27 protein-coding genes and 1 pseudogene are annotated in these 25,023 nt (G+C 50.5%); 22 read left to right on the top strand and 6 right to left on the bottom strand.

Annotated features, from left to right (window positions below):
* Both fmt and def read right to left on the bottom strand, forming a co-directional pair.
* The coding region (gene fmt / locus NTV65_06055) for a methionyl-tRNA formyltransferase (protein MCX6114761.1) at positions 1–690 on the bottom strand (690 nt) is incomplete at its 3' end.
* A 12-nt stretch (positions 691–702) separates the two neighbouring features.
* On the bottom strand, positions 703–1,263 hold the full coding sequence (def, locus tag NTV65_06050; GenBank protein ID MCX6114760.1) for a peptide deformylase: 561 nt from the start codon (positions 1,261–1,263) through the stop codon (positions 703–705).
* Positions 1,264–1,331: 68 nt separating this feature from the next.
* Between def and NTV65_06045 the strand changes: the two genes are divergently transcribed.
* The 5 genes from NTV65_06045 to NTV65_06025 all read left to right on the top strand — a co-directional run bounded on the left by NTV65_06045 (position 1,332) and on the right by NTV65_06025 (position 5,908).
* Positions 1,332–1,811, top strand: coding sequence for a hypothetical protein (locus NTV65_06045; GenBank protein ID MCX6114759.1), 480 nt, complete (start codon positions 1,332–1,334; stop codon positions 1,809–1,811).
* A gap of 8 nt (positions 1,812–1,819) precedes the next feature.
* A complete protein-coding gene (locus tag NTV65_06040) occupies positions 1,820–2,959 on the top strand; it encodes a hypothetical protein (protein MCX6114758.1) in 1,140 nt (379 codons plus the stop codon).
* Positions 2,960–2,965: 6 nt separating this feature from the next.
* Positions 2,966–3,904 carry a phosphoribosylaminoimidazolesuccinocarboxamide synthase gene (locus NTV65_06035; GenBank protein ID MCX6114757.1) on the top strand — a complete coding sequence of 313 codons (939 nt, stop codon included), beginning with the start codon at positions 2,966–2,968 and terminating at the stop codon, positions 3,902–3,904.
* A 107-nt stretch (positions 3,905–4,011) separates the two neighbouring features.
* Positions 4,012–5,517, top strand: coding sequence for a hypothetical protein (locus tag NTV65_06030; protein MCX6114756.1), 1,506 nt, complete (start codon positions 4,012–4,014; stop codon positions 5,515–5,517).
* A 49-nt stretch (positions 5,518–5,566) separates the two neighbouring features.
* On the top strand, positions 5,567–5,908 hold the full coding sequence (locus NTV65_06025; GenBank protein MCX6114755.1) for a hypothetical protein: 342 nt from the start codon (positions 5,567–5,569) through the stop codon (positions 5,906–5,908).
* Between the two features lie 15 nt (positions 5,909–5,923).
* Here the strand turns inward: NTV65_06025 and NTV65_06020 are convergent, their stop codons facing one another.
* Complete coding sequence (locus NTV65_06020; protein ID MCX6114754.1) at positions 5,924–6,412, bottom strand: hypothetical protein; 489 nt, start codon at positions 6,410–6,412, stop codon at positions 5,924–5,926.
* 150 nt (positions 6,413–6,562) lie between these two features.
* Here NTV65_06020 and NTV65_06015 point away from each other — a divergent pair, with 150 nt between their 5' ends.
* Entirely contained in the window at positions 6,563–9,292 is a 2,730-nt protein-coding gene (locus NTV65_06015) for an N-6 DNA methylase (protein ID MCX6114753.1), read from the top strand.
* On the opposite strand, the gene NTV65_06010 is transcribed toward NTV65_06015, so the two are convergent.
* The gene (locus NTV65_06010; GenBank protein ID MCX6114752.1) at positions 9,231–10,034 is read right to left on the bottom strand and encodes a serine acetyltransferase; all 804 of its coding nucleotides are present in this window, start codon (positions 10,032–10,034) and stop codon (positions 9,231–9,233) included. The genes NTV65_06015 and NTV65_06010 overlap by 62 nt on opposite strands.
* A gap of 56 nt (positions 10,035–10,090) precedes the next feature.
* On the opposite strand from NTV65_06010, the gene NTV65_06005 reads away from it, so the two are divergent.
* Positions 10,091–10,831 carry an RsmE family RNA methyltransferase gene (locus NTV65_06005; protein ID MCX6114751.1) on the top strand — a complete coding sequence of 247 codons (741 nt, stop codon included), beginning with the start codon at positions 10,091–10,093 and terminating at the stop codon, positions 10,829–10,831.
* Between the two features lie 200 nt (positions 10,832–11,031).
* Positions 11,032–11,961: a Flp pilus assembly protein CpaB gene (gene cpaB / locus NTV65_06000; GenBank protein ID MCX6114750.1), complete on the top strand. Its 930-nt coding sequence runs from the start codon at positions 11,032–11,034 to the stop codon at positions 11,959–11,961.
* Positions 11,962–11,983: 22 nt separating this feature from the next.
* Here cpaB and NTV65_05995 read toward each other — a convergent pair whose 3' ends face one another.
* Positions 11,984–12,973: an LD-carboxypeptidase gene (locus NTV65_05995; GenBank protein ID MCX6114749.1), complete on the bottom strand. Its 990-nt coding sequence runs from the start codon at positions 12,971–12,973 to the stop codon at positions 11,984–11,986.
* Between the two features lie 173 nt (positions 12,974–13,146).
* On the opposite strand from NTV65_05995, the gene NTV65_05990 reads away from it, so the two are divergent.
* Positions 13,147–13,746: a DUF1579 family protein gene (locus NTV65_05990; GenBank protein MCX6114748.1), complete on the top strand. Its 600-nt coding sequence runs from the start codon at positions 13,147–13,149 to the stop codon at positions 13,744–13,746.
* A gap of 12 nt (positions 13,747–13,758) precedes the next feature.
* Here the strand turns inward: NTV65_05990 and NTV65_05985 are convergent, their stop codons facing one another.
* Positions 13,759–13,983 (bottom strand): hypothetical protein, encoded by a 225-nt coding sequence (locus NTV65_05985; GenBank protein ID MCX6114747.1) that lies wholly within the window; start codon positions 13,981–13,983, stop codon positions 13,759–13,761.
* Between the two features lie 118 nt (positions 13,984–14,101).
* On the opposite strand from NTV65_05985, the gene NTV65_05980 reads away from it, so the two are divergent.
* The 13 genes and pseudogenes from NTV65_05980 (at position 14,102) to flhA (ending at position 24,752) form a co-directional block, all read left to right on the top strand.
* A complete protein-coding gene (locus tag NTV65_05980) occupies positions 14,102–14,767 on the top strand; it encodes a hypothetical protein (protein ID MCX6114746.1) in 666 nt (221 codons plus the stop codon).
* A 277-nt stretch (positions 14,768–15,044) separates the two neighbouring features.
* A complete protein-coding gene (locus NTV65_05975; GenBank protein ID MCX6114745.1) occupies positions 15,045–15,866 on the top strand; it encodes a MotA/TolQ/ExbB proton channel family protein in 822 nt (273 codons plus the stop codon).
* Between the two features lie 24 nt (positions 15,867–15,890).
* Positions 15,891–16,382 (top strand): hypothetical protein, encoded by a 492-nt coding sequence (locus NTV65_05970; GenBank protein ID MCX6114744.1) that lies wholly within the window; start codon positions 15,891–15,893, stop codon positions 16,380–16,382.
* Positions 16,369–16,929, top strand: coding sequence for a hypothetical protein (locus NTV65_05965; GenBank protein ID MCX6114743.1), 561 nt, complete (start codon positions 16,369–16,371; stop codon positions 16,927–16,929). The genes NTV65_05970 and NTV65_05965 overlap by 14 nt, the downstream gene beginning before the upstream one ends.
* A 9-nt stretch (positions 16,930–16,938) precedes the next feature.
* Positions 16,939–17,484 carry a flagellar basal body-associated FliL family protein gene (locus NTV65_05960; protein MCX6114742.1) on the top strand — a complete coding sequence of 182 codons (546 nt, stop codon included), beginning with the start codon at positions 16,939–16,941 and terminating at the stop codon, positions 17,482–17,484.
* Between the two features lie 7 nt (positions 17,485–17,491).
* Positions 17,492–18,517: a flagellar motor switch protein FliM gene (gene fliM, locus NTV65_05955; GenBank protein ID MCX6114741.1), complete on the top strand. Its 1,026-nt coding sequence runs from the start codon at positions 17,492–17,494 to the stop codon at positions 18,515–18,517.
* A 97-nt stretch (positions 18,518–18,614) separates the two neighbouring features.
* Positions 18,615–18,878: pseudogene (gene fliN, locus NTV65_05950) on the top strand (flagellar motor switch protein FliN).
* Positions 18,879–18,881: 3 nt separating this feature from the next.
* On the top strand, positions 18,882–19,328 hold the full coding sequence (locus tag NTV65_05945) for a flagellar biosynthetic protein FliO (protein MCX6114740.1): 447 nt from the start codon (positions 18,882–18,884) through the stop codon (positions 19,326–19,328).
* Entirely contained in the window at positions 19,318–20,097 is a 780-nt protein-coding gene (gene fliP / locus NTV65_05940; protein MCX6114739.1) for a flagellar type III secretion system pore protein FliP, read from the top strand. Before NTV65_05945 ends, fliP begins: the two co-directional genes overlap by 11 nt.
* A gap of 7 nt (positions 20,098–20,104) precedes the next feature.
* The gene (gene fliQ / locus NTV65_05935) at positions 20,105–20,377 is read left to right on the top strand and encodes a flagellar biosynthesis protein FliQ (GenBank protein MCX6114738.1); all 273 of its coding nucleotides are present in this window, start codon (positions 20,105–20,107) and stop codon (positions 20,375–20,377) included.
* Between the two features lie 24 nt (positions 20,378–20,401).
* Complete coding sequence (locus NTV65_05930) at positions 20,402–21,193, top strand: flagellar biosynthetic protein FliR (protein MCX6114737.1); 792 nt, start codon at positions 20,402–20,404, stop codon at positions 21,191–21,193.
* 357 nt (positions 21,194–21,550) lie between these two features.
* Positions 21,551–22,642, top strand: coding sequence for an EscU/YscU/HrcU family type III secretion system export apparatus switch protein (locus tag NTV65_05925; protein MCX6114736.1), 1,092 nt, complete (start codon positions 21,551–21,553; stop codon positions 22,640–22,642).
* A 13-nt stretch (positions 22,643–22,655) separates the two neighbouring features.
* Positions 22,656–24,752 carry a flagellar biosynthesis protein FlhA gene (gene flhA / locus NTV65_05920; GenBank protein ID MCX6114735.1) on the top strand — a complete coding sequence of 699 codons (2,097 nt, stop codon included), beginning with the start codon at positions 22,656–22,658 and terminating at the stop codon, positions 24,750–24,752.
* Positions 24,753–25,023: the final 271 nt, after the last annotated feature.

Raw genomic sequence — 25,023 nt, 5'->3', positions numbered from 1 at the left:
CGCTCTAACGGTGAGCGCTATCTCTCGCGAGGAGGTGCTCCAGTTAATAAGACCCTCCGAGGCTGCAATCTTGTTGGCATACGTTATGCCGATATTCGATTGCTCAACGGGGGTAGAGCGTCCCTCGATGATCGCATTGAGATCGCTACACAGTAGCCTCGCCCCAATATCTGCCAGAGAGTCATGTATTGTCTGACAAGTATCAGTTGCAAGAATTGGAACGCTCTGCCGAGAGTAGACCGCCCCCGTATCTAACCCCTCATCCATGCGCATCAGGCATACGCCGGTCTCGTGATCGCCTGAGAGGATTGCACGCTGGATCGGGGCTGCACCCCTCCAGCGAGGAAGCAGAGAGGCGTGAATATTTATACAGCCGTGTTGTGGCAGATCGAGCACAGCTTTAGGAAGGATCTGTCCGAAGGCGATTACAACGCCGACATCAAAGGGGCCTAGCTCTTGAAGGGACTCCAAAAATAATGGCAACTCTTTTTTGAGCGATGTTGGTTGCAGTACCGTTATTTGGTGCTGGAGCGCTAGTTGCTTAATCGGAGATGATTGGATCTTGTCACCCCGCCCAGCAGGCCTATCTGGCTGAGTCACGACAGCTCGTATAGAGACATTCGGCACGGCGAGGAGTGTAGTAAGACTCGGAACTGAGAACTGAGGTGTGCCAAAAAATATAACGTTCATTAAGTCGTGGCGTTAAGCCTCCAGCTCCACATTTTTTTTTGCGCACCACTTCCGAAATAGAACTTTCTTTAATCTACTTAGATGATCGACGAAGAGGGTGCCGTGCAGGTGATCGATCTCATGCTGCAGGGCAAAGGCTAGCAGCTCAATGGCCGCCACCTTATAGAGACGACCAAGTCGATCTTGTGCTTGTACGGTGACACCTTCATGTCGTTTGATGGTGTCACGGTAATCGGGGATACTAAGACAGCCCTCTTCGGAGGAAACTATGCGCGCAGATCTCTCGATAATTTCTGGATTAATCAGTTCAAGTCGGCCCCTATGCAGATGCGCCTCGGGCGATTGCTTGCTAAGAGAGGTGACGAAAGGTGTCTGTATACAGTCGAGCGAAATATCAATAATTGCGATCTGCTCTGAGCGTCCAACCTGAGGAGCCGCCAGTCCAAGACCGTTGGCATCGAGCATGGTCTCATACATATTGTCGAGAAAGGTATGGAGCCCAGCTCCAAATGTGCTGACAGCGCCAGCGGGCGTGCGCAGGACCGGGTCCGGTATGTATTTGAGCTGCAACATGGCCATTCGATTATTAGACCAAAATTAAGGTGTTTTGTCGATGTATTGGAGCCTCTCTTAGTTAATGTATGTCATTTGTCGACCGCGCCCCATTCTGCAATACTATCCCCTATATGGTGGAGATGTCCCTTTCAGAAGCGCAGTTATTCCGGATGCTAATATCCCTATTTGGCAAGGATAATATCGTCTGGAGTATGAGTGTGCGAACGGTATGTGGAGGCCACTACCCACTACTAGAGGATCAGAGTAACGATCAGATTAGGGCTTGGGCAGAGGAGAGCAATTGCCTATTTACCCTGGTTGATGATCAAGATATCCCCAAGATGGTTATCGAGTTCGCCCCGGATTTTAACGCCTACATCGAGCTCCAGCAGATCGAGCGACAGCAACGGTTGCCCGCGCTGCTTAAAGCTTGCGGAATTCAGTACATTACGGTGAGCGTTAAGGAGTTTAAAGAGATGCTTGATTCCACTAGCAACCTCGATCTTATCTCCTTTCTAAAGGATAAATTTGGTATCGAGGAACCCGTCGAACAGGAGGGGGAGTAAACTCAAATATGGCCAATACTCCTAGATCCATATTGGCGGTGCTCGTCATCAGCGCTCTGGGGGGTGTTGTAATCGCCGCCTTAGGAGGGGCAGCGGTAGTGCGATCTAACGTTCAACTGCTCCTGCTTTTTATACTTATTATACCACTTAGCCGGATCTTATACGGGGATATTCGAATACCGCGCGTTCTTTTGCTAGGTGCGCTGCTCGCCACTCTGACAGGGGCGCTTCTGCGAGGTGCAGCAAGCACCATTTCAAATGATACTTTTGTAATAGCGCAGTTAAAGCAGGACAAGCTGCAGGTAGAGTCCAAGATTCTGCGAGATGGAATGCGGCGCTCGGTAAGTAGCATGCCGCTGCTGCGTGTTGGAACTATCGATCGAGCTATCTCTACACGTTTAGACGCCGAGATGGTGCTACTTGATGATAATCACATCAATGGTGTCGTGTGGGGCACACAGCGCTGGGTGAACGTTTCATTACGGGTAGCGCCAGAGATCTCGCTGAACGCACTAAATCCAGCAAGCTATGCGCGCGACTTTCTGACCCGCAATCGAGTCGCTAATTTGCGCGTAATCATAGCTATACCTTTAGTCGGTATGTCCAATGCAACATCCCTTGCAACTTCCGACTTTATCGGAAGGCTCGCCGATGTATGGGGCACATTTCCGAAAGCTTTGCTGGCCGCACAGGAGCAGCCTGACGTTGACGTTGATCTTGAGCAAAAGTTGCGCGTAATGGCTAGGTTAAAAGCAGCCTGGACAAGCCCTGCACATCGGGCCGTGCCGATGTGGATGACGGGGACCTATCATCTTATGCGCGCTGTATCGGGTCTAGAGCTTAGCAGTGGAGAGCTTAAGTGCGCGTTACGCTCCTTTGAAGCCGCGCGCGCGCAGCTTAGACCAACCGATAATCCGGATCTAACCATAGCGATTGAAAACAACCTTGCAATAGCAACGCTCTTGCAAGCAGGGGTCGGGCTAGAGACTAAACAGGCGCGTCGACAGGCTCAAAAGATCTGGCGCAGCACAGCGGCCTATGCAGCCAAAGGCGCGGGCAAAGCTCCTGAGCTTAATGGTGTTCAGGCCGTTTTATCAAACTATGCAGCTTTAATTAATGATAATGAACGCGCTCAACAGCGGAGGTAATATCAGATGAGCAACCTAGATCTCCCGCCAGCGCTTGAGTCTACAGACATGCAGTGGCTTGGTACCCGGCATGTCGGTAAGGTAAGGGATAGTTACGTGCGCGGTGAAGAGCGTGTGCTTATTGCAACCGACCGACTAAGCGCCTTTGATAAGATAATTACCTCCGTCCCGCTCAAGGGACAGGTCCTAACACAGATGGCAGACTTTTGGTTTAAGCGGGTTGCCTCAATCGTTAGTCATCACGTTGTTGCGGTACCAGACCCATGTGTGGTGATAGCACGAGAGGTTCGAATTATTCCGATAGAGGTTGTGGTGCGTGGCTTTCTTGCTGGTAGCGCATGGCGAGATTACAACGCTGGTCGACCGATTAGTGGTGTCACCTTGCCCCCCGGTATGCGTGAGTTTGAACGGTTGTTAGAGCCCGTGGTTACGCCCTCTACGAAGGAGGCGATCGGGAGCCACGATATACCGATCTCTGAGGCCGAGATCGTTAAGCGCGGAATCGTTTCGGCATCGATCTGGGAGGAGGTGCGCACGAAAGCTTTACAGCTCTTCAGATTAGCGTCGCTTGAACTTTCAGAGCGCGGACTTATCTTTGTCGATACAAAGTATGAATTTGGACTGCTTGATGGAAGGGTCGTGCTTGCCGATGAGATCCATACCCTCGACTCATCACGATTCTGGATGGAAGGGAGCTATGAGGCTAAGCTCAGCGCGCAAGAGCCTCCAGAGATGCTTGATAAGGAGCCCATACGCCGTTGGTTAATGGAGCGGGGTTTTCAGGGGGATGGAGCGATCCCAACGCTCAGCGATGAATATCGCCATGAACTGATGAGGCACTATATCCGCAGCTATGAGCTTATTACCGGTACCATCTTTCATGGAGATATGAGTGCGCCAACTCCTAGGATAGAGCGCAATCTAAGCAACTACTTCGGGCTGTAGAACTTGGTTTTGGGTTACCCACTCACGTATACCCCATATTTTGCCGACAGGGTTAGTAGGGTAGCATACCAATTGTGAATAGTTACCCACGAAAAAGGTTCCAATAGATGAAGCAACTGCTCTGGGTGTCACTCGTTATCATGGTGGGTTCCTATATCTCCCTCTCGATAGGGGATCCCGATCTATGGTGGCACATTACGATCGGTCGCTGGATAGTCTCACACCACACAGTTCCTAGAGTTGATTACTGGAACATGTTCAGTGGCGACAAGCTCTGGCGCGCCTATTCTTGGAGCAACGAGGTGCTACTCGCGCTTGTTGATCAATGGGCTGGGGAAAAGGGGCTTCTAATCTTTCAGATCTTGTTAGCATGTAGCTTGGCAGGCACCCTATTTTACATATACGGCAGGATCGCTCGCGATTATTTCGTGGGCAGTCTGCTTGGCATCTACGGTACAGTGGCTTGTTTCAATCATTTTACCCTAAGACCACAGGCGCTCGTATGGATCCTATTCGCAGCTACTATTGGGGTCGCCGATGCGGTGGTTGAGAGGGGTATTTCAAAGAAACGGCTCGCCGTATGCGCCGTGCTTGGCTGCATCTGGGCTAATTCACACCTGACAGCGGTACTCGGATTAGCAGCACTATTTCTCTGGTCCGTTCAGGATACAACGCAGAGAGTTTCTCTTAGGCGTGCAATTATTCTTTCCTTGGCCTTCTTCGCCGGCACATTAATAACCCCCTACTATGGAGGTGAGTGGCTGACATTCATTGCAAAGGGTGGGCACCCTTTGCAGTACAACGTTATCTCTGAGTTTCAGCCCGCAACTATACTGCAGTATTCTACGGTATTTGTGGTGTTACTGGGGGTGCTTCTGGTAGTGGCGTGCCATTCGGGGCGAGCTCTCCCAACGCTTGGACGAATTATGCTCGGTGGTGGCATGACGTTGGCTGGATTGACAGCGTTAAAGTTTCTTCCCTTTGCTGCGATCGCCCTGTGCGCTGTCTTTGCAGTGTGGTGGCGCCAATGTGCTCAGATGGCGGAGGGTTTGGTCGATGATAATGTTGCGGAGGGGTTGAGACAGCTGCGCGCAAAGTTCTTGGGCCTTCAAAATAAAACGGTTGGAGCACTTGCCTTCTTTGTGCTCGTGCTCTCAATCATCAACATCCGTCCATTACTGCAACGCCCGGTTGCAGTTGAGATAATTCCAAAGACGGCAGTAGACTTTATTAATCAGCATAATTTGCCTCATCCGATCTTGAATGAGTTCGGAACTGGTGGGTACCTGATGTACCGCTACAGCACCCCGCAGGGAGATCCGATCCACAAGGTTTCAATCGATGGTAGAACAAACGTCAATGCCCCGGAGGTCTGGGATCTCTACTATAAAAGCCTCACCGGTAAGGCTGGCTGGGAGGGGTATATTGAGAAGGTCCAGCCAAACAGTATCATTTGGAGGCAGGGGAGCCCCCTTACCTCGCTTTTGTTGCTATCACCTGAATGGTGCCGGGTCTTTGCCTCCGGGAGTGAAGATGAGAACTTTGTTGTCTTTATAAAACGAGATGAGTTTAACTCTAGGCGTGCCGAGCTATCGTCGATCGACTGTAGCTAGGTATAATAGAGGCGAGCTCGCATCGAGGGTTGCAATAGGGAACGTTCATATGAGGATAGGAAGCTCTTTGGTGTGGGCAGTATTGGTAATCTGTCTAGCGCTTGCTACATCGTATGCATATGCCGATGGGAAACCTTCTAATGCCAAAGATACAGCGGCCTATTCGTTTAAAGGGTGTCTAGAGAGCGGGGGAGATATTAGCAAAACGAGTCCTCGTCGCTGTACGACCAATGAAGGGGTTACCTTCATTGAGCAGGGGGAGAGCAAAGCACCAAAGTCGTTCTGCAAAGACCTGTGCGGAGATGGCGAATGCGCGGAGATCGTCTGCCTGGCTGAGGGGTGCCCATGTGCTGAAACTAATGCGCGGTGTCCGCAGGACTGCCAGGAATAAATGGCGCTGCAGCAGTTAATTCCAGATGGTACTGATACGACCGGCTCTGTTGCGCGAGCCCCTTAGACCACGCAGAGCATCGTCAGCTATTCCCTGGATCTCTTTAACGGTCATACCGAGCTGCTTGGCGAGATTTTCAAATGTTTCAGGCGTGTCACCTGAAGTAGGAAAGAGAGACGAGATCACTGTAGACTCTATCGTTCCAAGGGTGCTGATCGCCTTCTCAACCTTTATGGCAGCGGCCTTATCATGGGAGCCGGATCTACGGGCGGTAGCTCCAGATCCAGATCTGTCGAGTCTCGAAGTAGTTGTTCGAAGTAGCTGAGAGAGGGATGGATCGGATGATACGAGCTCTACTGCAACCCGTTTAAGGTGAGAGCGTCGCTTGTCCTTAGAGGACGAGCCTGCATCCTTAGATTTCTCGCTGGAACCCACCGCTAATTGCTTCTCTGCTAATTGCTTGTCTGCCAATTGCTTCGAGGGCGCCCTGTTGCGAAGACCCATTATTCCTCCATGGCATCATCGGACTCATTCCTTAACTGTACCAAGCGTCTTGATAGGAAGTCAAACAGGGGGGTAGGGCCATTTAATAGTTGAGCTAAAGGTGCGAAAGCCTTAAAAGCTTCGATAGGCTAAAATACTAGCGCTCACCATATGACTCACCTTACCCCCCTATATCGCACTCTCAGGGCTGCGCGCAGATTGCAGCCCAATATCGCAGCAGAAGGTTGGCGAGATCTAGCCTTTACCCAGCTCCTGATCGAAGCGTGTTCTAACCACGCAGCCGTTTTAAATAATGGATCTTTTCTCGCGCGTGTAGAGCGGCTCTCAGCTCTTTTAGACGGGCGCTCCTCTATCCTTACAGGTGCTGTCACGTTCCTACAAAAAGCAGAGGGAGCTATTCTCAACGATATCTCTGAGTTTGCATTGAACCTGCGTAACGATGCGCTACTCGTTGGTTGGGCGTATCAGATCTGGAATGAACCGGAGCGGGATGCAAGTACCTGGGGAGTAAGTAAACGCGATAAGCAGCAGCCCGAGGGTCTCTCAATAGCCGCAGCGACCCAACTGTTTACCGATGACTATATGGCGCAGTTTCTGCTAGCGCGTTCAGGAAATATTAGTGGAGTTGATCGCGATATCTGCGACCCCGCCTGTGGTACCGGACATATATTAGTGCATGCGTTTCGTACCCTTCGTCGACGTGAGCCAAACGTTTCGTCACTAGAGCTCATACAGCGTCTGTACGGGTTTGATATAGACCCTTATGCGGTAGAGCTGTGTCGCTTGATACTACTGGCTGAGGTTATGCGTGATGGAGATGTAGATGTAGGAGTGCTGTGGAGCTCACTTGAAAGAACAATTAAAACGGTTTCCGCACCACTTGGCAGCCTTGATCGCAATTCAAAAGATGTGCTGCTCGAACGTAATTATGGCTGTATCGTCACAAATCCTCCCTATCTTGGACGGCGTAAACTTACTGGTGAGGTGCGCGAGTTTCTAGATAGTCAATATCCAAGCTGTGCACTCGATCTCTGTGCGGCCTTTATGCAGAGAGTCTTAGAGCTGCTAGCCCCTGGAGGGTTTCTTGGCCTCGTTACGGTAGATAAATGGCTGCGCTTAAAGGGCTACAGGATGCTGCGTAGCGGAGGGCCTGGATTCAAAGGGCTCTATCGAGAGCTAAGTCTCGATACGTTATGCGAGCTCGGTGAGCGCGCATTCGATCCACGGATCGGTCTGCATGACGGCGTTGGAATAGCGTTACTGACCGGGCGCAAGCTTCCGCCACTAGCTGGACACCCATTTCGTTTTATCTCCTGTGCAGATCTGCGCGACTACGAGGCAAAGGTCACTTTTATCGAGCGGCTCTCAAAGCAGCCAGAGGTGCAAGATGAGCATCTCCGTATCGTTATACAGGATAAATTACTCGGAGAGAGCTCGCACGAGATCTTCCTTGAAAGTGCTGGACTTCCCAATACCTTAGTGACCTCTACGCGCCAGGTAAAGCAAGTTGCGCAGGTCGTTATTGGCGTGCAAACCAACGATGATCAACGTTTTGTGCGCTATCACTGGGAGGTCCCCCCAGATCTTACGCGCTGGAAGGTACATGCCAAGGGTGGGGGATACGGCCGTTGGTACGGTCTTAATCGCTTTGTCCTCGATTGGCAGGGCGGCGCGCAGCTTTTTGGCGCTGACTCTAAATCGGGCAGCTCCGTTGTACGGTGGTTTGATCAGCCTGGATGGAGCTACTCCTGGTTCGCTAACGGCTCCCTCGGCCTTAGAAAAAAAGAGGCCGGCTGGAGCTTCGGCAGGGCCGCCTCGAGTGGTTTTTTCTGTGAGGATGAGCGAATAGTTGCTTTTCTTAACTCGCGCTTCGGCTCCCTCTGTGTGCGTCGTATCGGAGGTAAGGTTCAACTCCCAGAGGGTGTTGTACGCAACGTTCCACTCCCTGAGTCGCTTGATGGTATAAGTTTGGAGCTGATTCACGCCGCTGTAGAGATAAAGCAGGCGCTAGTTCGTACCGATCCCAGGGAGGTCTCATTTGTGCCAGATGTAATGCCTGCGCCGTTCGATCTATTACGGCTTGAAGTGTTGCTTAGATTGATTGAGGCGGCCCTTGAGGAGCAGGTCGCACGGTGTATTGGAGTGCGCAGGGGTGCTGAACACAACGTTATGGCGCTGCCGGTTGGATTATATAAGACCTCCTACGGGGTTGGAAGTGAGCGCTTCTGGAGTAGGATTCCGGCACGCTACGCCGCATTGCGTGGAGTGCTCTGTGCAGAGCTTAGAGAGGGCTGCTCCGTTACGGAGAGCTCCGGCGCAGATCTTGCCGCGCTAACTAATAGCCTCACCACTGGAAAAAAGAGAAGGGTAGCCGGAACGCTTAATCCCTCCGATGGGCCCCTTGAGCAGCTGTGTCGTGAGTACTCAATTAATCCGCTAGATGTGCTGCTACTGCTAGAAGAGGGGAGCGTTAGAGATAAAGCTCTTAAGCAGGCGCTATGGAAGCCGCACGTTGAGGTGGCCATATTCGAACGGGTGCTTCGCCAATTGGGCCATATCTGGTGGAGTCAGGCTGAAGGTTCTTTGCGTGTGGTCGCCGGACCCCGCAGTGTGCGTGAACTTGCCGAACTAGTTAGCTCCGAATTGGCTGGCATAGAGCCTGAGCAGATACTAGGCATGTCGGTCGAAAGGTGGTTAATGCGCAAGGCTCCTGCGTGGCAAGATGCGACCTTCTACGGGGTACCTTTACTGACTTATCTGGTGGGGGACACATCGTGCGCAGATCTGGTGTTGCACAGTTGGGAGCACTCAGATATCGCTACGATGTCACAGAGTGGTCTGAACGGTGATAAACGCGAGAGCGTGCAGGAACACTTGTAGTAAGCCAGACATTTCCACCTATAATGCTCCCCTCACCGACCACTGTCTCGCCCCCCAAGATTGTGGCGTTAGCGTAGATCACAACCCCCTGTTCAATCGTCGGGTGCCGTTTTTTATTCGCCAGTGATTTATCAACGCTGAGCGCCCCAAGGGTAACACCTTGGTAGATCTTTACGTTATCGTGGATCACGGTCGTCTCACCTATAACGATGCCAGTCCCATGATCGATAACGAAGGAACGTCCGATCGTTGCTCCTGGATGAATATCCACACCAGCTAATCTATGAGCGTGCTCGCTTAACATTCTAGGTACGGTGCGGACCCCCTGTTTAAGTAGCCAATTGGCGATGCGATATACGGCGATAGCGAGGAAGCCTGGATAGGCGATAATGACCTCGTCGATACTTTGTGCCGCTGGATCGCCTGCATAGATAGCCTGCGCGTCCTCCTTGATGATCGTATGCAGCGTTGGCAGCGCTGTAATAAAGTTATCTACGAGTGTTCCAGTTGATTCCGGCCTGAGTACCGGCTCTGTAAGCTCTGCGAGTAGGCGCGTACTCTCTTGCACTAGTGGTCTCAGGGTTTCAGGGGAGAGTGCTGGCACCTTGGATAGTTGCGGGAAGAGAGCCCCCAATGTGGCTTCTATAAATGGGGCTACACAGCCACTTGGTGGTACTGTCCCAGAGCAGCTCTTTCGTAGCTCAAAGAGGGTCTGAACGGTCTGGTTTATATCGTATGTCATCGTGGACTCCCTAGCGGTTTACTCCTGTCCCTAAACTATCTAGAGTTCAGTTACCTATGAACTCTCTTATCATCCTACCATTCGAGTGTGTAGATACGACCTGCGCAGTTCTGCAAAATAATAGGGCGTCTTATGCCTTTGGTACACATGGTATTCGGGTAGGGCAGACGCTTAGGGTCGCTGTAATGGGTGGATTGCGTGGCACGGGGCTCGTTACAGAGAGCTCCGCAGAGCGGGTTGTGCTTACCATTGAGCTCTCTAAGGCTGCTATTCGGCACCGTTCGGTCGATCTCATCGTAGGGGTCTCTAGGCCGCAAACGGTAAAGAAGGTTATTCAGGCGGCGGTAATGCTAGGCGTTCGTTCGCTGCACTTTGTTAGTAGTGAGCAGGGGGAGAAGAGCTATCTGCAATCAACGGCGCTTGAGCCAGAGGGTATTGAGGAGGAGACCATCAAGGCGCTTGAACAGGTTTGGGATAGTAGGGTGCCTGAAATATGCGTTCATAGGTCGTTTGAGTACTTTTTGAAAAATAGGTTAAGCGCAATCGCACCTTCTGAAGCATCACTTCGCATCGTCGCACATCCAAATGGAAAGGAGCTGAATTTAGAGCAACACCATAGCAGCAACACCGCTGCCGTGGTTGCGATAGGTCCGGAACGGGGCTGGAGCAGTAGAGAGATCGAGCTGCTTGAGGCGCAGGGGTTCAGGCTAACAGGGCTCGGAGAGCGGGTCTTGCGCGTTGAGGTAGCACTTACCTTTCTGCTTGGGCAACTGGAGCTCTTGCTCCCAACGGCATAAGGGCGGACGCCTAATAGAAACATATTGAAATCATGCTCTTAGATAGCGATTCCGACCTGTTTTAGATATACAGATAAAAACGCGCCAGGAAATTCTTATATCTGCCGATGCTATAGACAGTAGAGAGGTGGCAACAGCTTGGTCTGATAAAGTTCAGAAAAGTTGAGCGCTCTTATGGATGCTCGATAACGGGGAAAGCTATGTTTCAGAAAAACAACTTTGTGCGGGGACGACGACGGAGATCTGATGCAATTGTGCAGAAGTTCTTTATTCTCATCGGCGTGTTCTTTATCGGTATTCTTGGCATAGCTGCCTATCTGCACCTCTCAAGTGGGCAGGGAGATGCCGCCAACATAGCGATGCAACCTGCAGCACCTATTGATGATGGATTAATTGAAGTTATTATCCCTATCAATAACATCACCCCGGGCACAGGATTTCAACCACAGATGTTTCGTAAAGTTAGAAAACCGGAGGTGGTTGTAGGCCCAGAGACGGTGCGCTCATTTGAAGATTTAAAGGGCATGTATGCCAAGGGTGTTCTGGTTGCCAATAATTTAGTTAATAGAGAGTTCATTACTAATCTACAACCGGTTAATGCCCTGACCGCCACTATTCCCTCTGGGTATCGTGCGATAGCAATCGCGGTAAATGCAACCAGTAGCGTTGAGGGCTGGGCCCAGGGCGGTGCGCGCGTCGATGTGGTTTGGGTAACTGATTTTACCGGTAGAAATATAGCCACTACTATTGCACACAATGTAAAGGTACTTTCTGCTAATAGACGAACTGAGGTTGGACCGGTAAATGCAAAGGGTAAACCAGGGGCACGAGCCCAACAGCCTGAAGAGGCTATTCCACCTACCGTTACCCTAATGTTAACCCTGCAGGATGCTATGAAGGTCAGGCTTGCAGCGTTGAATGGAGAGCTTTCATTAGTCCTGCGTGGAATTGATGATACCGGTGGGGTTGTAACGAGCGGAATTATCAACGAGACGATGCTCTATAGCGATGGTACGGATGGTCAGAAGCTCGCACCGCGCCAGGAATTAATATCGGTTAGGGTAAAGGATCCTAAGACCGGTAAAGAGGAGCTGATGAAGTTCCAATATGGGCATAGAGTCTATAATTAGTGGAGCTGTCCACATCTTAATCTTAGCGCTGCCGCACCGCAGCTTCCTCAATAATAAGATCGGCGCGACCACCGTCCAGGGTTGCTTTAACACCAAGCGCTATCGTTGCATTATAGCGGCCATGCCCGAACGGTAGTCCCATCACTATCGGCTTGCCGAGCGGCACAAGCCGTTCGATGAATACATCGGTGGCGCTCTGCTTGCGCTCCTGATCATGAGGACTGTAGGCGCAGTTAATACATTGACCCAGGGCAAAGCCAGCGACACCATCGAAGGCACCAATTGAGATCATCTGTGTCAAAAGCCGATCGAGACGAAACGGTGTAACGCCGATATCCTCAAAGAAAAAGATCTTGCCCTTAAGAGAGGGCATAAAGGGGGTTCCGATTAGTGACGCCACTATCGAGAGGTTTCCTCCAACGAGTTGCGCTGTTACTCGGCCCTTTCTAAGAGGTCTTACGGTAGCGCTCGTTTCTGGATAACCTGTCAGGATAGAGCCGAGCGAGCTCTCGGCTCCCTGCATAGTTTCAATTAAGCGACTCCAGGTGAAAACAGGGCAATCTGATTCACAGAGCGATTGTGGTAGTGGGCCGTGCAGGGTTGGAATATTAGACTCAACTAGTGCGCCGCATAGGAGCGAGGTTATATCGCTACAACCAACCACTATCTTGGGGGTGGCTCGTAGAGCAGCGAAGTCAACTCCGTGCAGGAGCCGCCCCATACCGTAGCCCCCTCTGATAGCGATAATAGCCCGGCTTTTTTTCGAGCGTATGGCGGTATTAAGGTCCCTAAGTCGTTGCGTATCGGAGCCAGCGAGAAAGCCAACCTTCTCGGCGATATGCTTGCCTAGCTCAACTTTAAAGCCCCGCTCTTCAAAGGCAGATTTAGCGCGCGCAATTACACCTGGATCTATAGGTGGACTAGCAGGGGCGATAATGGAGATAGTATCTCCGGCACAGAGACGTAGGGGGCGAACGAGCCTTTTAATAGTACGGGGTTGAACGAGAACCATAGCGCCATATTGTGCGTTGGTAGTGAAAAATGGGCAATAGGATCGATCGCAGGACTATTCTATAGTTGGGCCAAGGGCGCAGTATGTAAAGCTGCTACTATAAGGCGAAGCGCTCGGATCAGCTCCGTGCAAAAAGCACCTCCGATAAGTATTAACGTATACAAAGGTAAAACATGGTGAATAGTTACGCTTTGGTAGGTATCGTGTCGGCCGTACTTATTTCAGGGTGCTCTTTGCGCCGATCCGATCAAGAGGGGGTTCAATCGGAGGGGTTAAGCCCAACTGAGTGGGCAAGCCTCAGTCAACCCGGACCATCACATAACCTACTCAATTTATTTGCTGGGTCCTGGAACGTTACTATAAAGTTTTGGAGCTCGCCGGATGGTGAGCCACAGGAATCTAGGGGCAGCTCTCAGCTCTCATGGATACTTGGGGGACGATTTTTAAAAGAGGACTTCGATGGAGAGGCGCTTGGTGAGCGCTACCAGGGACTAGGTATCTTCGGATACGATAGTGGTGCGAGGCTCTTTACAACCGTTTGGCTCGATTCACTAAATACCGCACTGGCGCTCCAGAAGGGGCACTACCTCGCTGAACAGAATAAATTTGAACTTACAGGAGAGGTGTACGACCCACTTTTAGGCCGCACAAAGACTACCCGTTCAGCGATCAGGGTGATCTCGCACGATAGCTACGAGCTCACCATGACAGATACGGCGCCGAACGGCGCTGAGTTCAGATCGCTTGAGATCCGCTATGCGCGCAAGAGCTGATGCTCCTGTTTCTCAAGCTATGATGTCCAGAGTTGCACCGATCATGCTCTGTCCAACTCTGACCACCTGTGTCGAGGCCTCAACCAGCCTCAGATCCGCCTGTAGATCGATAGCCGCCTCCAAGTTACCCCCTGCAGGGTACATGGTGGGCGCACTTATGACCCGAGTAGCGTTCTGAGTCGCCTGGGCGAGACCCGTCTTAATGCCGTCAAGTCCGGCAAGTAAAATAGATTTCACACTGGGAGGGTCGGCAGCTTTTCCTTAAACTTTACATTCTGAGCCGTTTTTATCAGTAACTATTCACCCATTACTAAAGGGTGTACGATTACCGTGAGTTATATGGGAGCTTAATGGGATGAATTATCAGAATATAGCGGCAGCTTGTATGGCGGCGTTCCTCATTATCTGTCCCAATGTAGCTAACAGCGCACCGACAGTGGCACCAGGGGTCCAATCTGGGGATATAGTCCTTGAGGATACAAAACAGCAAAGAACCGATATTCGTGCAAAGGGAAGGGAGGAGGTCGCTCGCTGGCTGGGCTCGCTTCAGCAAACAGTTGCGGCAAAGGGGCTAGGAACGATTGAGGAGATCGGAGACTCCGGAGTAACCTACCTGGCAGTTTTCTACCTCTACTGCTCCGTAAAGCTTGGCCCCTGTCCATTTATTTTAGATACCATACTGCAGGCCGATCTAACCTCAGCGCTCAAAGATGGAGAGGCGGAGTGTCCCACCATGAACAGATTTTGGAGGAGCTGGCTTGCTGGGGATTTTGAGCAGTTAGTTAAGTACAAGATCTCGGTGGCTAATGGAGCCGCCCTTGCGACCTTTAATACTCAGCACAGAGTTCGCTACGTAAGATGTAAGGAGACCGTGGCTGCTAGCATCAAGGAGCGGACGGATTCAGCTAGCCGCTATCAAGTTGATGATAATATAGCGCAGAGCATCGAGCGCAGCGCTAAGGTGTTGCAAGGGATCTGGGATAAGCAGATCGATATCTTTGACGGGGTTCAGATCGATTAAGTGTGTGGGTCAAGTTTTTGACCATTTTTGACCGTATCCCGCAGCCCTTATAACGGTAAGCGCCAGCATCCTTTGCCAGATTATAGTTCTAACCACCTGAACACTTGGGTGAATCATTACCCAGCCAAGCCTCATCTGAAGATGGCTACTTAAAGGTGTGCCAAAAATTATGGCACGTCGTTTGCTCCCTTAATTATAGGGAGTGACACTTACATGACACACCAAGGCTCCTAACGTGCTGATAGCGTTCGGAAATAAAAAGAAACGGGGGATTGGAATGAAAGAGAGATTGTCTTTACGGGGTGATCGCTTACGGGGTAGTCGTACTGCCGATGGAGCCCCACAGGTCAACAGGTCACTGGTTATAGGATTATGTGGCTCGTGTTTACTCGTTATTTTTGGGGCATCTCTTGGAGGACGACCACTTACCTTTGTTAGTTTTGAGGGGCTGCTGCTCGTTCTGGGAGGCACAATAGCTTCGACGCTTGTGCAGTTCTCGATACTCGATGTTCGTAACGCATTGCGAGCCGTTAAGGCAGTTCTATTTCAACACCAAGATTCTCCAACAGATCGAATGAAGCTGCTTATAAGACTCTCACGCCAGGTTAAGGCAGATGGGATGCTTGTGCTTGAAGATCAGGCTGCCCGTACTACCGATACCTTTCTTTGTCTGGGACTGCAATTGACCGTTGATGGTCAGGAACCAGCTGATATAGCGCGTATCTTACAGACCGAGATGAAAACATCAAACGATCAGGCATGGCGCTCGGTTCAGGTTTTCGAAACGATGGGCAATTTTGCACCTGCTATGGGGCTGATTGGAACCTTAATCGGACTTATTCAGATGCTTGGCTCCCTGCAAGAGGCAGCTACTATCGGACCAGCGATGTCGTTGGCCCTAGTTGCCACCCTATACGGATCGGTCGCAGCTAATCTGTTCTTCTTTCCGCTTGCCGGAAAATTGCGAGGGCTAGCGCAGGAGCGAGAGCAGACAAAGGATATCACAATTGAGGGGCTTTTGAGCGTAGCGCGCGCAGAGAGTCCGATCTTGCTTGAACAGCGCTTGCAGAGCTTTGTGGTGCTAGCTGCTAACCACTAAGCGTTCGAGTACAGAGGGGTAAGTATGAAGGACATCGGATGTGATCGCAGAATTTTACGGGCTTTTTACACGCAGTATGTGGCCGTATTGCTAATTCTCTTGACCTTTTCTATCGCAGCATTTCAGAGGGCAACGCTAACGGCGCCTAAAGCACAGGGCGTAATACTTGGAGTCAGTCCTGAGGAGGAGATCGGAACGCTGTCTATCCATAATCTATTCTTAGCGAGCGGAGAGATATCCTCTGATAATAGGCAGCTTAAGGCCGTTGCGGCTGTACTGCAGAATCACGATGTTAACGCGCAGATCTCTCTCTCAACTTCCAGAGAGCAGCTTGAGAGCGATCCTGCAGTGCTATCTCAGCTACTAACTCGTGCGCACCTGATCGAAGATTTTCTTATTCGTGAAGCGGTCTCAACGCAGACCTTTAAGATCTCCATTAAGACAGATACCAGTACAGGAGCGGAGCTGATAATCACCTTCTCAAAAGACAATGAGGCGCCCCATGAACCAGTATAGTAGTGAGGCTTCTCGATATGCTGCTTCAACATCACCCGGTTCGGTAGTGTGGTTTATTAGCTTTGGCGATCTTTTGACACTACTACTCTGTTTCTTCCTCGTTCTGACACCCTGGGATGGGCTCTCACGTATGCCGCAAGAGCTTGAATACCAGCAGGTTAAGCAACAAAAGAGCGTTGCTACAACGCTTGGCATCCCCCTTGCTCCAGTAGCTTCTACGGGCAGATCCGAATTGCTTGCTGAGATCCCGTTGTACGCAGAGCAGGTAATAGAGATGAGCACAATTTCGAAGGCGATGTTGTTGGCCACCATAGAACAGGAGCTTGAGCCACACACTAATAGCAGCACAGCGGTGCTGACTATTGTGTTGTGTAGCCCGGAGATTAATCGAGAGCAGCTCTTAAGGCAGCTCCTACCTCTGGTGCAGGGCCCAGAGTTTCGGGGCTTTAGGCTGGAGGTTGAGCTGACACATAGTTGTGAAGCAGGAAGGATTTTTAGGCCGGTGACCGCAAAAGTTATAGGGGCACTACGAGTAGAACGGACGTAGTCATAAATTATGAGCAAGCAAGAGCAAGAGTCACAAAATAAACAGGACCAAACGCCGACTACTGCACGCAGTCGTAAGGGTGTGATGGCGGCCTCTGGTGTTGGAGCATTGCTGCTTATTACCGGAGTGCCAGCTGGATACTATATGTTTAGGGGTGAGGCTCCCAAGGTTGAGGAGGTGTCTGTAGAGCTACCTGAGCAGTCACACGGAAAGCTGGAAGGTGCTAATGATACCGTTGAACTTGAAGAGGGGGAGGAGGCGTTGGGAGCTATAGTTCCCCTAGAGACATTTTTACTTAATTTATCAGGTGGCAAGTACATTCGTGTGCAGATGCAGCTTGAGTTTGAGGGGCTAGATGTTCCTTCCCGTCTATATACCCGCATGGTTCCTATTCGAGATGGTATAATTTCGTACATTACACGACAGAGCTCGGATGATCTTAATACTATCAAGGGAAAAGATAGCCTTAAGATCTCTATTCGCAAGCTCATTAACGATGCGCTACATAAAGAAGATGTTCGGCGGGTGTATTTTACTCAATTTGTGATTCAGTAGGGTTAATATGAGTCAAGTTTTATCACAAGAAGAGATTAATTCACTCCTACGAGGGCTCTCTGAGGGTGATATCGAAGAGGATAGTGTTGCGCAGAATGCGCAGAGCAACGCTAAAAAATTCGATCTAGCCAATCAGGAGCGCATTATTCGCGGGCGTATGCCGACCCTTGAGTTGGTCTATGATCGCTTTGCGCGACAGTTCCGCACTAATCTCACTAAATTTCTGGGGCGCAGCTGCTTCACCAGCGTTGGTGCTATCGAGATGGTCAAATTTGGCTCCTTTATGAAGAAGTTGCCACTGCCTTCTTCTATGCATGTAATAAAGATGTCACCCCTACAGGGACAGGCCATGGTTATTGTATCGGCGCCCTTAGTTTTTGGCATTATCGACGGCTTGTTTGGAGGTCGAGGACAGGGACAAGTTAAGGTTGAGGGGCGCGATTATACTCCGATTGAGACCCGTCTGATCTCGAAGGTTGTTACGATCGCACTTGAGGTACTCAAAGAGGCGTGGGCTCCCATTCATCCGATCGACTTTGAATACGTGCGTTCGGAATGTAATCCATTTGCTGTAACCATTGCCCCACCATCGGATATCGTAGTTGCCGTTTCGCTTGAGATCGAGCTTGAGCAGGAATGCACTCAGCTCACAATATGCATGCCTTACGCGACGCTGGAGCCCCTTAAAGCAAAATTAACAACGGGGTTTCAGAGCACGCGCCTTGAGGTCGATGGAGAATCAGTTAAGCGTATGCAGGAGAATATTAAACAGACGCTCTGCTCAGTCAGTGTGCAGCTCGCTCGTGGTAGCGTAAAGACCCGCGAGTGGTTAGCCCTCGGCGTAGGGGATGTCATAACGCTGGAAACAAATCCAGCCGAAGAGGCGCGTATCATGATAGAGGGCATACCTAAGTTTTATGGATTTGTCGGTAGTAGTAGGGGGAATCGTGCGATTCGTATTACGCGCGAGATCTCTAAACATGATCTAATTAACATTCGAAACAGAGAGGAGCTGATCCGAAATGGTGGATAATGAGATTGAGCAGGGACTGGAGAGTGTAGCCAAGGCGGCAACTGATGTGGCAGAGGCTGCTAGCGCCGTAACTCCCAAGAAGAATATCGGACGAACACTTGAATTTATTCTAGATGTGTCGCTACACGTAACGGTTGAGGTGGGACGCTCGCGTATGACTATCCATGATCTGCTCCAATTAGGGCAGGGATCGGTTGTTGAGCTTGAAAAGCTTGCAGGAGAGCCACTTGATATTTATATCAACGGCAAGCCGGTTGCGCGTGGAGAGGCCGTTATCGTTAATGAGAAGTTCGGTGTGCGACTTACAGATATCGTATCTCCAGAGGATCGAATCGAGGGCCTACAACAGACGGCGGTATAAGATATGAAGTTAAGTAGTGTTAGCAGCATAATCAGAACGTTCCTTGTACTTGGGTATGTTCTATATCCGCAGCTTGTATCGGCTGAGATGACAGGCACTTTGAGTAGTATGACACCGAGCGCAGAGCCTTTTAGTATGACCGAGTCACTTGTCAGAATGATCGGTGGTTTGTTTCTCTGTATGGGTGTTTTCGGCGGTGGTATTCATCTCTATAAGAAGTTCCTCGCCAAGACTAGCGGTGGTTTACGACGTCGTATGACGGTTATAGAGCGCTTACCAGTTGGTCAAAAAAGCTCCTTAGTGTTAGTCGCCCTAGATGGCAGGGAGTTTCTAATCGCCACTGGCCCCGATGCTACAACGGTGCTCAATCCGGCACATAGTAACGAGCGCTGCTTTGAAGAGTCCTTTGAGAAGCTTTACGCACAGCAGGGGGAGTGTAATGCGCAGTAAGGGTGTTTTTAATAGAGGATGGATGTTGCTACTTGCGGTTGCATGCATTGGAGCACCGCAGTTGGTATTTGCGCAGCAAGGGGCTTTGCCGGATCTCTCGATCTCAATAGGCGGAAACGAGCTAGCTGGTAATGGCACCGTTGCAAGTAGTTTGAAGATAGTACTACTCCTAACGGCGTTGTCATTTGCACCGGCGATGATCCTGTGTATGACCTGTTTCACTAGGATCGCTGTGGTTCTCGGTATGACCCGTACGGCGGTGGGTACGGCGTCTCTGCCACCGAATTCGGTTATTACGGGGCTCGCACTCTTTCTAACGATAGCCATCATGGGCCCCATCTTTGAAAAAAGCTATGAAGATGGAATCCGTCCCTATATGGAGGGGCAGATGGAGCAGGGGGAGGCGCTTAAGAAGGCGGCAGCACCTCTAAAAAACTTTCTAGTGAAGCATGCGCGCGAGAAGGATCTGGCGCTCTTCGTTCAGATAACGCGCGCTGAGATGCCTAAAGATCCGAGCGATGTGCCGTTCTTTGTCGCGGTTCCTGGATTTATTTTAAGCGAGCTTAACACGGCCTTTCAGATCGGGTTTTTAATTGCGCTGCCGTTTCTAGTGCTTGATATGGTGGTCTCATCGGTATTGACCTCGATGAGTATGATCACGTTGCCTCCGGTTGTTATCTCGTTGCCACTTAAATTAATGTTGTTTGTAATAGTTGATGGCTGGCATCTGATTATTAGCTCACTTGTAAAGACCTATAACGTGGAGTGACGACGCTATGAACATCGACGACTACCTAAGACTTGGGCAGATAGCTATAGAGACAGCTCTTTATACCTGTGCGCCGATTTTGTTGTTTGGGCTAGTAGCAGGACTACTTGTTAGTATCTTCCAGGCAGCCACGCAGATTAACGATCCAGCTCTGGCGTTTATCCCAAAGATTGCAGCGGCCATTATTGGTATGATCCTCTTCGGGCACTTTATGATTAATCGTATCGCAGGATTCACGGTCTACGCTATTAGTCAGATCGCTAACCTGACTCCGCGTTAAAGAGAAGAAAAAGGGGGGAGTTAGATGGATTCTGCGAGCCTCTTTACGATTCCACAGCTCATGCTGGAACGACTCGATGTTGGCTGGACATTCCTGCTTCTACTAACGCGCTATACGATCTTTATGATGCTCGCACCTGGCCTTGGGGGAGGTATGACTGGGATAACCGTTAGGTATCCAGCGGCGGTTGTTCTGGCGCTGGCAACCCTTAACCCTGCACAAGCGGTCGCGGTTCCGGTTGATATGGGGTTACTTGCCGCACAATTGATCTCTGAGGTCCTACTTGGCACCGTAGTTGCGCTTATTCCATTGACTATAGTAGCAGGAGCACAGACGGCTGGACACCTGGCTAGCAGCACGATGGGTCTCAATGCAGCGCAGTTAATTGACCCCACTACTTCCGTAGCACTACCGGATCTGGCGCGTATCTATTCCGATCTATCTATCGTTGTATTTCTCCTGGTTGGTGGGCATTACCTAGTAATATCTGAGCTTGCAGGGCTTGAGCAGACGATTAGGCCCGGTAGCTTCATTCTTAGCGCAAGCGGGCTTGAGACCCTTATTTCTCAGAGTGCCCGTATCTTTCAGATCGGGTGTCTGATAGCGGCGCCGGTTATCGTAGCACTTCTATTAACGAACTTCGTGATGGGACTAATCTCAAAGGCGGTGCCCACCATTAATATCTTTATTATCAGCTTTCCCCTAACAATAGCGATCGGCCTTATGATCTCAATGATTGCGCTACCTGAGGTAATTCACTTTATGGGGCAGGAGTTTACTAGGCTTGAGGGCGTCATGAGTCAGGCGCTGCACTAGGATTGTTATTGCGGTTCCTCACCGATAAGTGTGGGTACATTAGATGGAAAACCCCTGCGCGGGAACGTGAACCGCTTCCCGTTACCTGCTCCCGCTTGGGTACCGGGTAACCCTTAAAAACCAGCTTTGACAGCATGGCCGCCAAGCTGCTCAAAAGACTCGTAGGAACCCTAATTTGACACAGTTATCCTCATAACTAGCTGAGTTTATAATAACAACATCAGGCATGCTCCTTGCTCCCAGTCCTCAAGGATTACACCTCTGCGCCAATTACATGGCGCTTTGCGAGTGAGAACAGAGTGAGCGTAATCGGATTAAGCAGAATAACTAGCAGAGTAACAGGCAGAGTAACTAGCGATGGCCAACGACACCCTACCTGAACAACGGACCGAGTTACCAACCGAGCGACGCTTGGCAGAGGTCAGGCGATCAGGCGCTATCTTTCACTCGACTGACCTTGAGCACATGGTTGTTCTTATCACTGGATTCCTTGTTGTTAGCGCCTCATGGAACGCGCTCTATGCCGACATGAAGTTTGTATTGATACGCTCCTTCGCCATGATTGAAGATCGGGGGGAGCTACAGGTTAACGATCTTGTAAGCGGATTTATTCGGCTGGTAGGGCTACTCGGTTTAGATCTACTGATCATCACCGGCAGTGTAGCTGTTATCGCAGTCCTATCAGTGATGTTGCAGACCAACTGGAATCGACGGGACAAATGGATCAAGTTCCGCTGGGACTTTCTCAATCCATTAAAGGGAATAAAACGCATCATCTCAATAAATGGGTTTATCAACGTATTTAAAGCGGTCATGAAGCTCGCATTGGTAATCCCGATCGGTTACTGGGCGTTGCAGGGATTCGCCCCTCAGATGGTGCGACTAATTCACATGTCGATCCCCGACGTGCTTAGTTTGACTGGGGATGCAATTGGAACCGTCTTCTGGAAGATTATGTATGTCCTGGCAGCGCTGACCGCTATCGACATCATGTGGGGAAAGTTTCAGTGGCTCCGTCAGAACAAGATGACCAAGGAGGAGGTCAAGAACGAGCGCAAGGCGGTGGAGGGAGACGAAACCATGCGCCGCAAGATGATAGCTAAGGGTATGCAACGCCTCGTTCAAAAGCTAAAAACCGCTGTGCCCAAGGCTGATGTAATTATCACCAACCCGACCCACTACGCGATTGCTATTAAGTACGATCGACAGAGGTTTGCAGCACCGATCGTTATAGCAAAGGGGACTGACTTTATCGCCCAGAGAATTAGGGAGATCGGCAAGGAGCACAACATTCCGATCCTTGAGCGCAAGGCTCTCGCGCGAGCGCTTTATTCCTCAACTGAGGTAGGTAGTGAGGTTCCACGTGACCTCTTCAGGGCAGTAGCGGAAGTACTGGCGTATGTTTATCGACAGAAGAGCCAACGTAGTCGGCCACAGGTTACAAAGTAGGGAACAATAAAATATGGCAACGGCGACAACTACTAGCACAGCGCTCAAGGGAATTAATATAAGCAATTTGTTCATTCCGATCGCACTGATCGGAATCCTTGCAATCCTGATCTTTCCGCTACCAACGGCTGTCCTTGATGTATGTATTGCGATTAATATCACCGTTTCGTTGATAATCCTCTTTACCTCCCTGTACGTCGATCGTCCCCTGATGTTCTCATCCTTTCCAGCGGTGCTACTCGTGACGACCCTCTTTCGGTTGTCCATGAACGTAGCATCAACCCGTCTAATTCTGCTTAACGGAAATACCGGAATGGATGCGGCTGGTAACGTAATTCAGGCCTTTGGACAGTTCGTCGTAGGAGGGAATTACGTTATAGGAATCGTGATGTTTATCTGTATTAACCTGGTTAACTTAAAGGTGTTGACCAAAGGTTCTTCGCGTATCGCTGAGGTAGCAGCCCGCTTTACCCTGGACGCTATGCCTGGTAAGCAGATGGCGATCGACTCAGACCTGAATATCGGACTGATTACGGATAAAGAGGCGCGCGTCCGGCGTAAGGAGTTATCTCAGGAGGCTGAGTTTTATGGGGCGATGGACGGAGCTGCGAAATTCGTTGCAGGGGACGCTATCGCCGCACTTTTCCTGGTCGGCATTAACGTCGTAGGCGGACTATTTATCGGTATCGTACAACACGATATGGGGTGGAAGGACGCGGCTCAAACCTACACTATCCTAACGATAGGTGAGGGACTTGTAGCGCAGTTACCATCAATCATTATCTCTGCGGCATCCGGTTTAATCGTTGCGCGCGCCGCATCTGGCAACGATCTAGGGAGTGAGGTGCTCTCACAATTAGGACAGAATGCGCGACCACTCTTCCTTACCTCAGCGGTGGCGATGGGTATGGCGATACTTCCGGGTCTGCCATTCCTGCCGTTCATGCTTCTTGGTTTGGGTGCGGGGGCTTTGGCCATGATTAAGAGGCGTGCAGCAGAGGAGATTAGGCTTAAAAATGAGGCCGAGGAGCGGACAAAGGTTGGAGAAGTAACCGGACCAAAACCTGGCAGTACCGAGGAGGTTACCGGACTGCTCGCTGTTGATACCCTTGAGCTAGAGGTTGGTTTCGAACTTGTTCAGATCGTAGAGGCTGGGGAACTAGTAGAGCGTATTCGCTCTATTCGTAGACAGTTTGCGCTCGATTACGGCTTTATCGTTCCGCCGATACATATTCGGGATAACGTTCGTATCAAATCGAATGAATATCGCTTTATGCTTAAGGGGACTATGGTCGGTTCGGGAACCCTTAAGCCGCACCATCTCTTGGCGATGGATCCTGGTAACGTTACCTCACCTGTTCCTGGCACGCCGACGAAAGAGCCCTCATTTGGTCTTGATGCTCTCTGGATTCCTGATGTCGAAAAGGAGCGTGCACAGTTCTCCGGCTATACGGTTGTTGACCTATCGACCGTTGTTACAACCCATATTACGGAACTTGTTCGCTCACATATGTATGAGCTGCTCGGTCGTCAGGAGGTTCAGCACCTGATTGATAACCTACAAAAGCAGGCTCCTAAGGCGGTAGAGGAGCTGATTCCTAACGTTTTAACGATCGGTGGTGTGCAGCAGGTGCTGGCCCTGCTGCTGCGCGAGCAGGTTAGTATTAGAGATCTTAAATCGATCATTGAGACCTTGGCGGATTGGGCCCCGAACGTAAAGAGCCCTGAGAAGTTAGCTGAATTTGTACGCCGCAAGTTTGCGCGAGCTATTACAACCAAGTATTCAACCCCTGAGGGTGTCTTGCCATTGGTCAGTCTCGCTCCCGCACTTGAGCGCACGATGGGGGAGGCTTTGCAGCAGACGGATGAGGGGTCATTTCTGGCGCTGGAGCCGGGCTCTGCCCAAATTATTATCAATAAGTTGGCACGCGCCGCCGAAAAGTTTGGGGAGATCGGGCAATCTCCTGTTCTGCTTGCACCGGGGCACCTAAGGGCCGCCGTATTTAACTTTGTTGATCGCTTCGCTCCCGGATACGCCGTAATCAGTCACCACGAGATTGCGGCCAACACTAAGGTTCAATCGCTCGGGGTGGTTGGAATTTCAGAGTAGGAGTAGGACAGTGACAATATCGCAACTACTTGAATTGTAAAGAAAAATAACTAGAGCGAGCTCTTTAAAAAGAATAGCGAGCCAGAATCGGAGGTATATGAATCAAAACAGGGAGCATAAAAGCGTGGATCGGCTTAACGACGTAAGGAAAACAGCTGTGAGTAGCAACGAATCTCTTAAGAAAGACCAGGCAGTTACACGGGTACTAAGCTTTACGAGTGGAAAGGGGGGAGTTGGAAAGACCCATTCCGTGACTAACGTAGGTATCGCG

The organism is Pseudomonadota bacterium (genome assembly GCA_026390555.1).
Classification (GTDB): Bacteria; Bdellovibrionota_C; UBA2361; order UBA2361; family OMII01; genus OMII01.
This window is presented reverse-complemented; position numbering and strand designations above follow the sequence as displayed.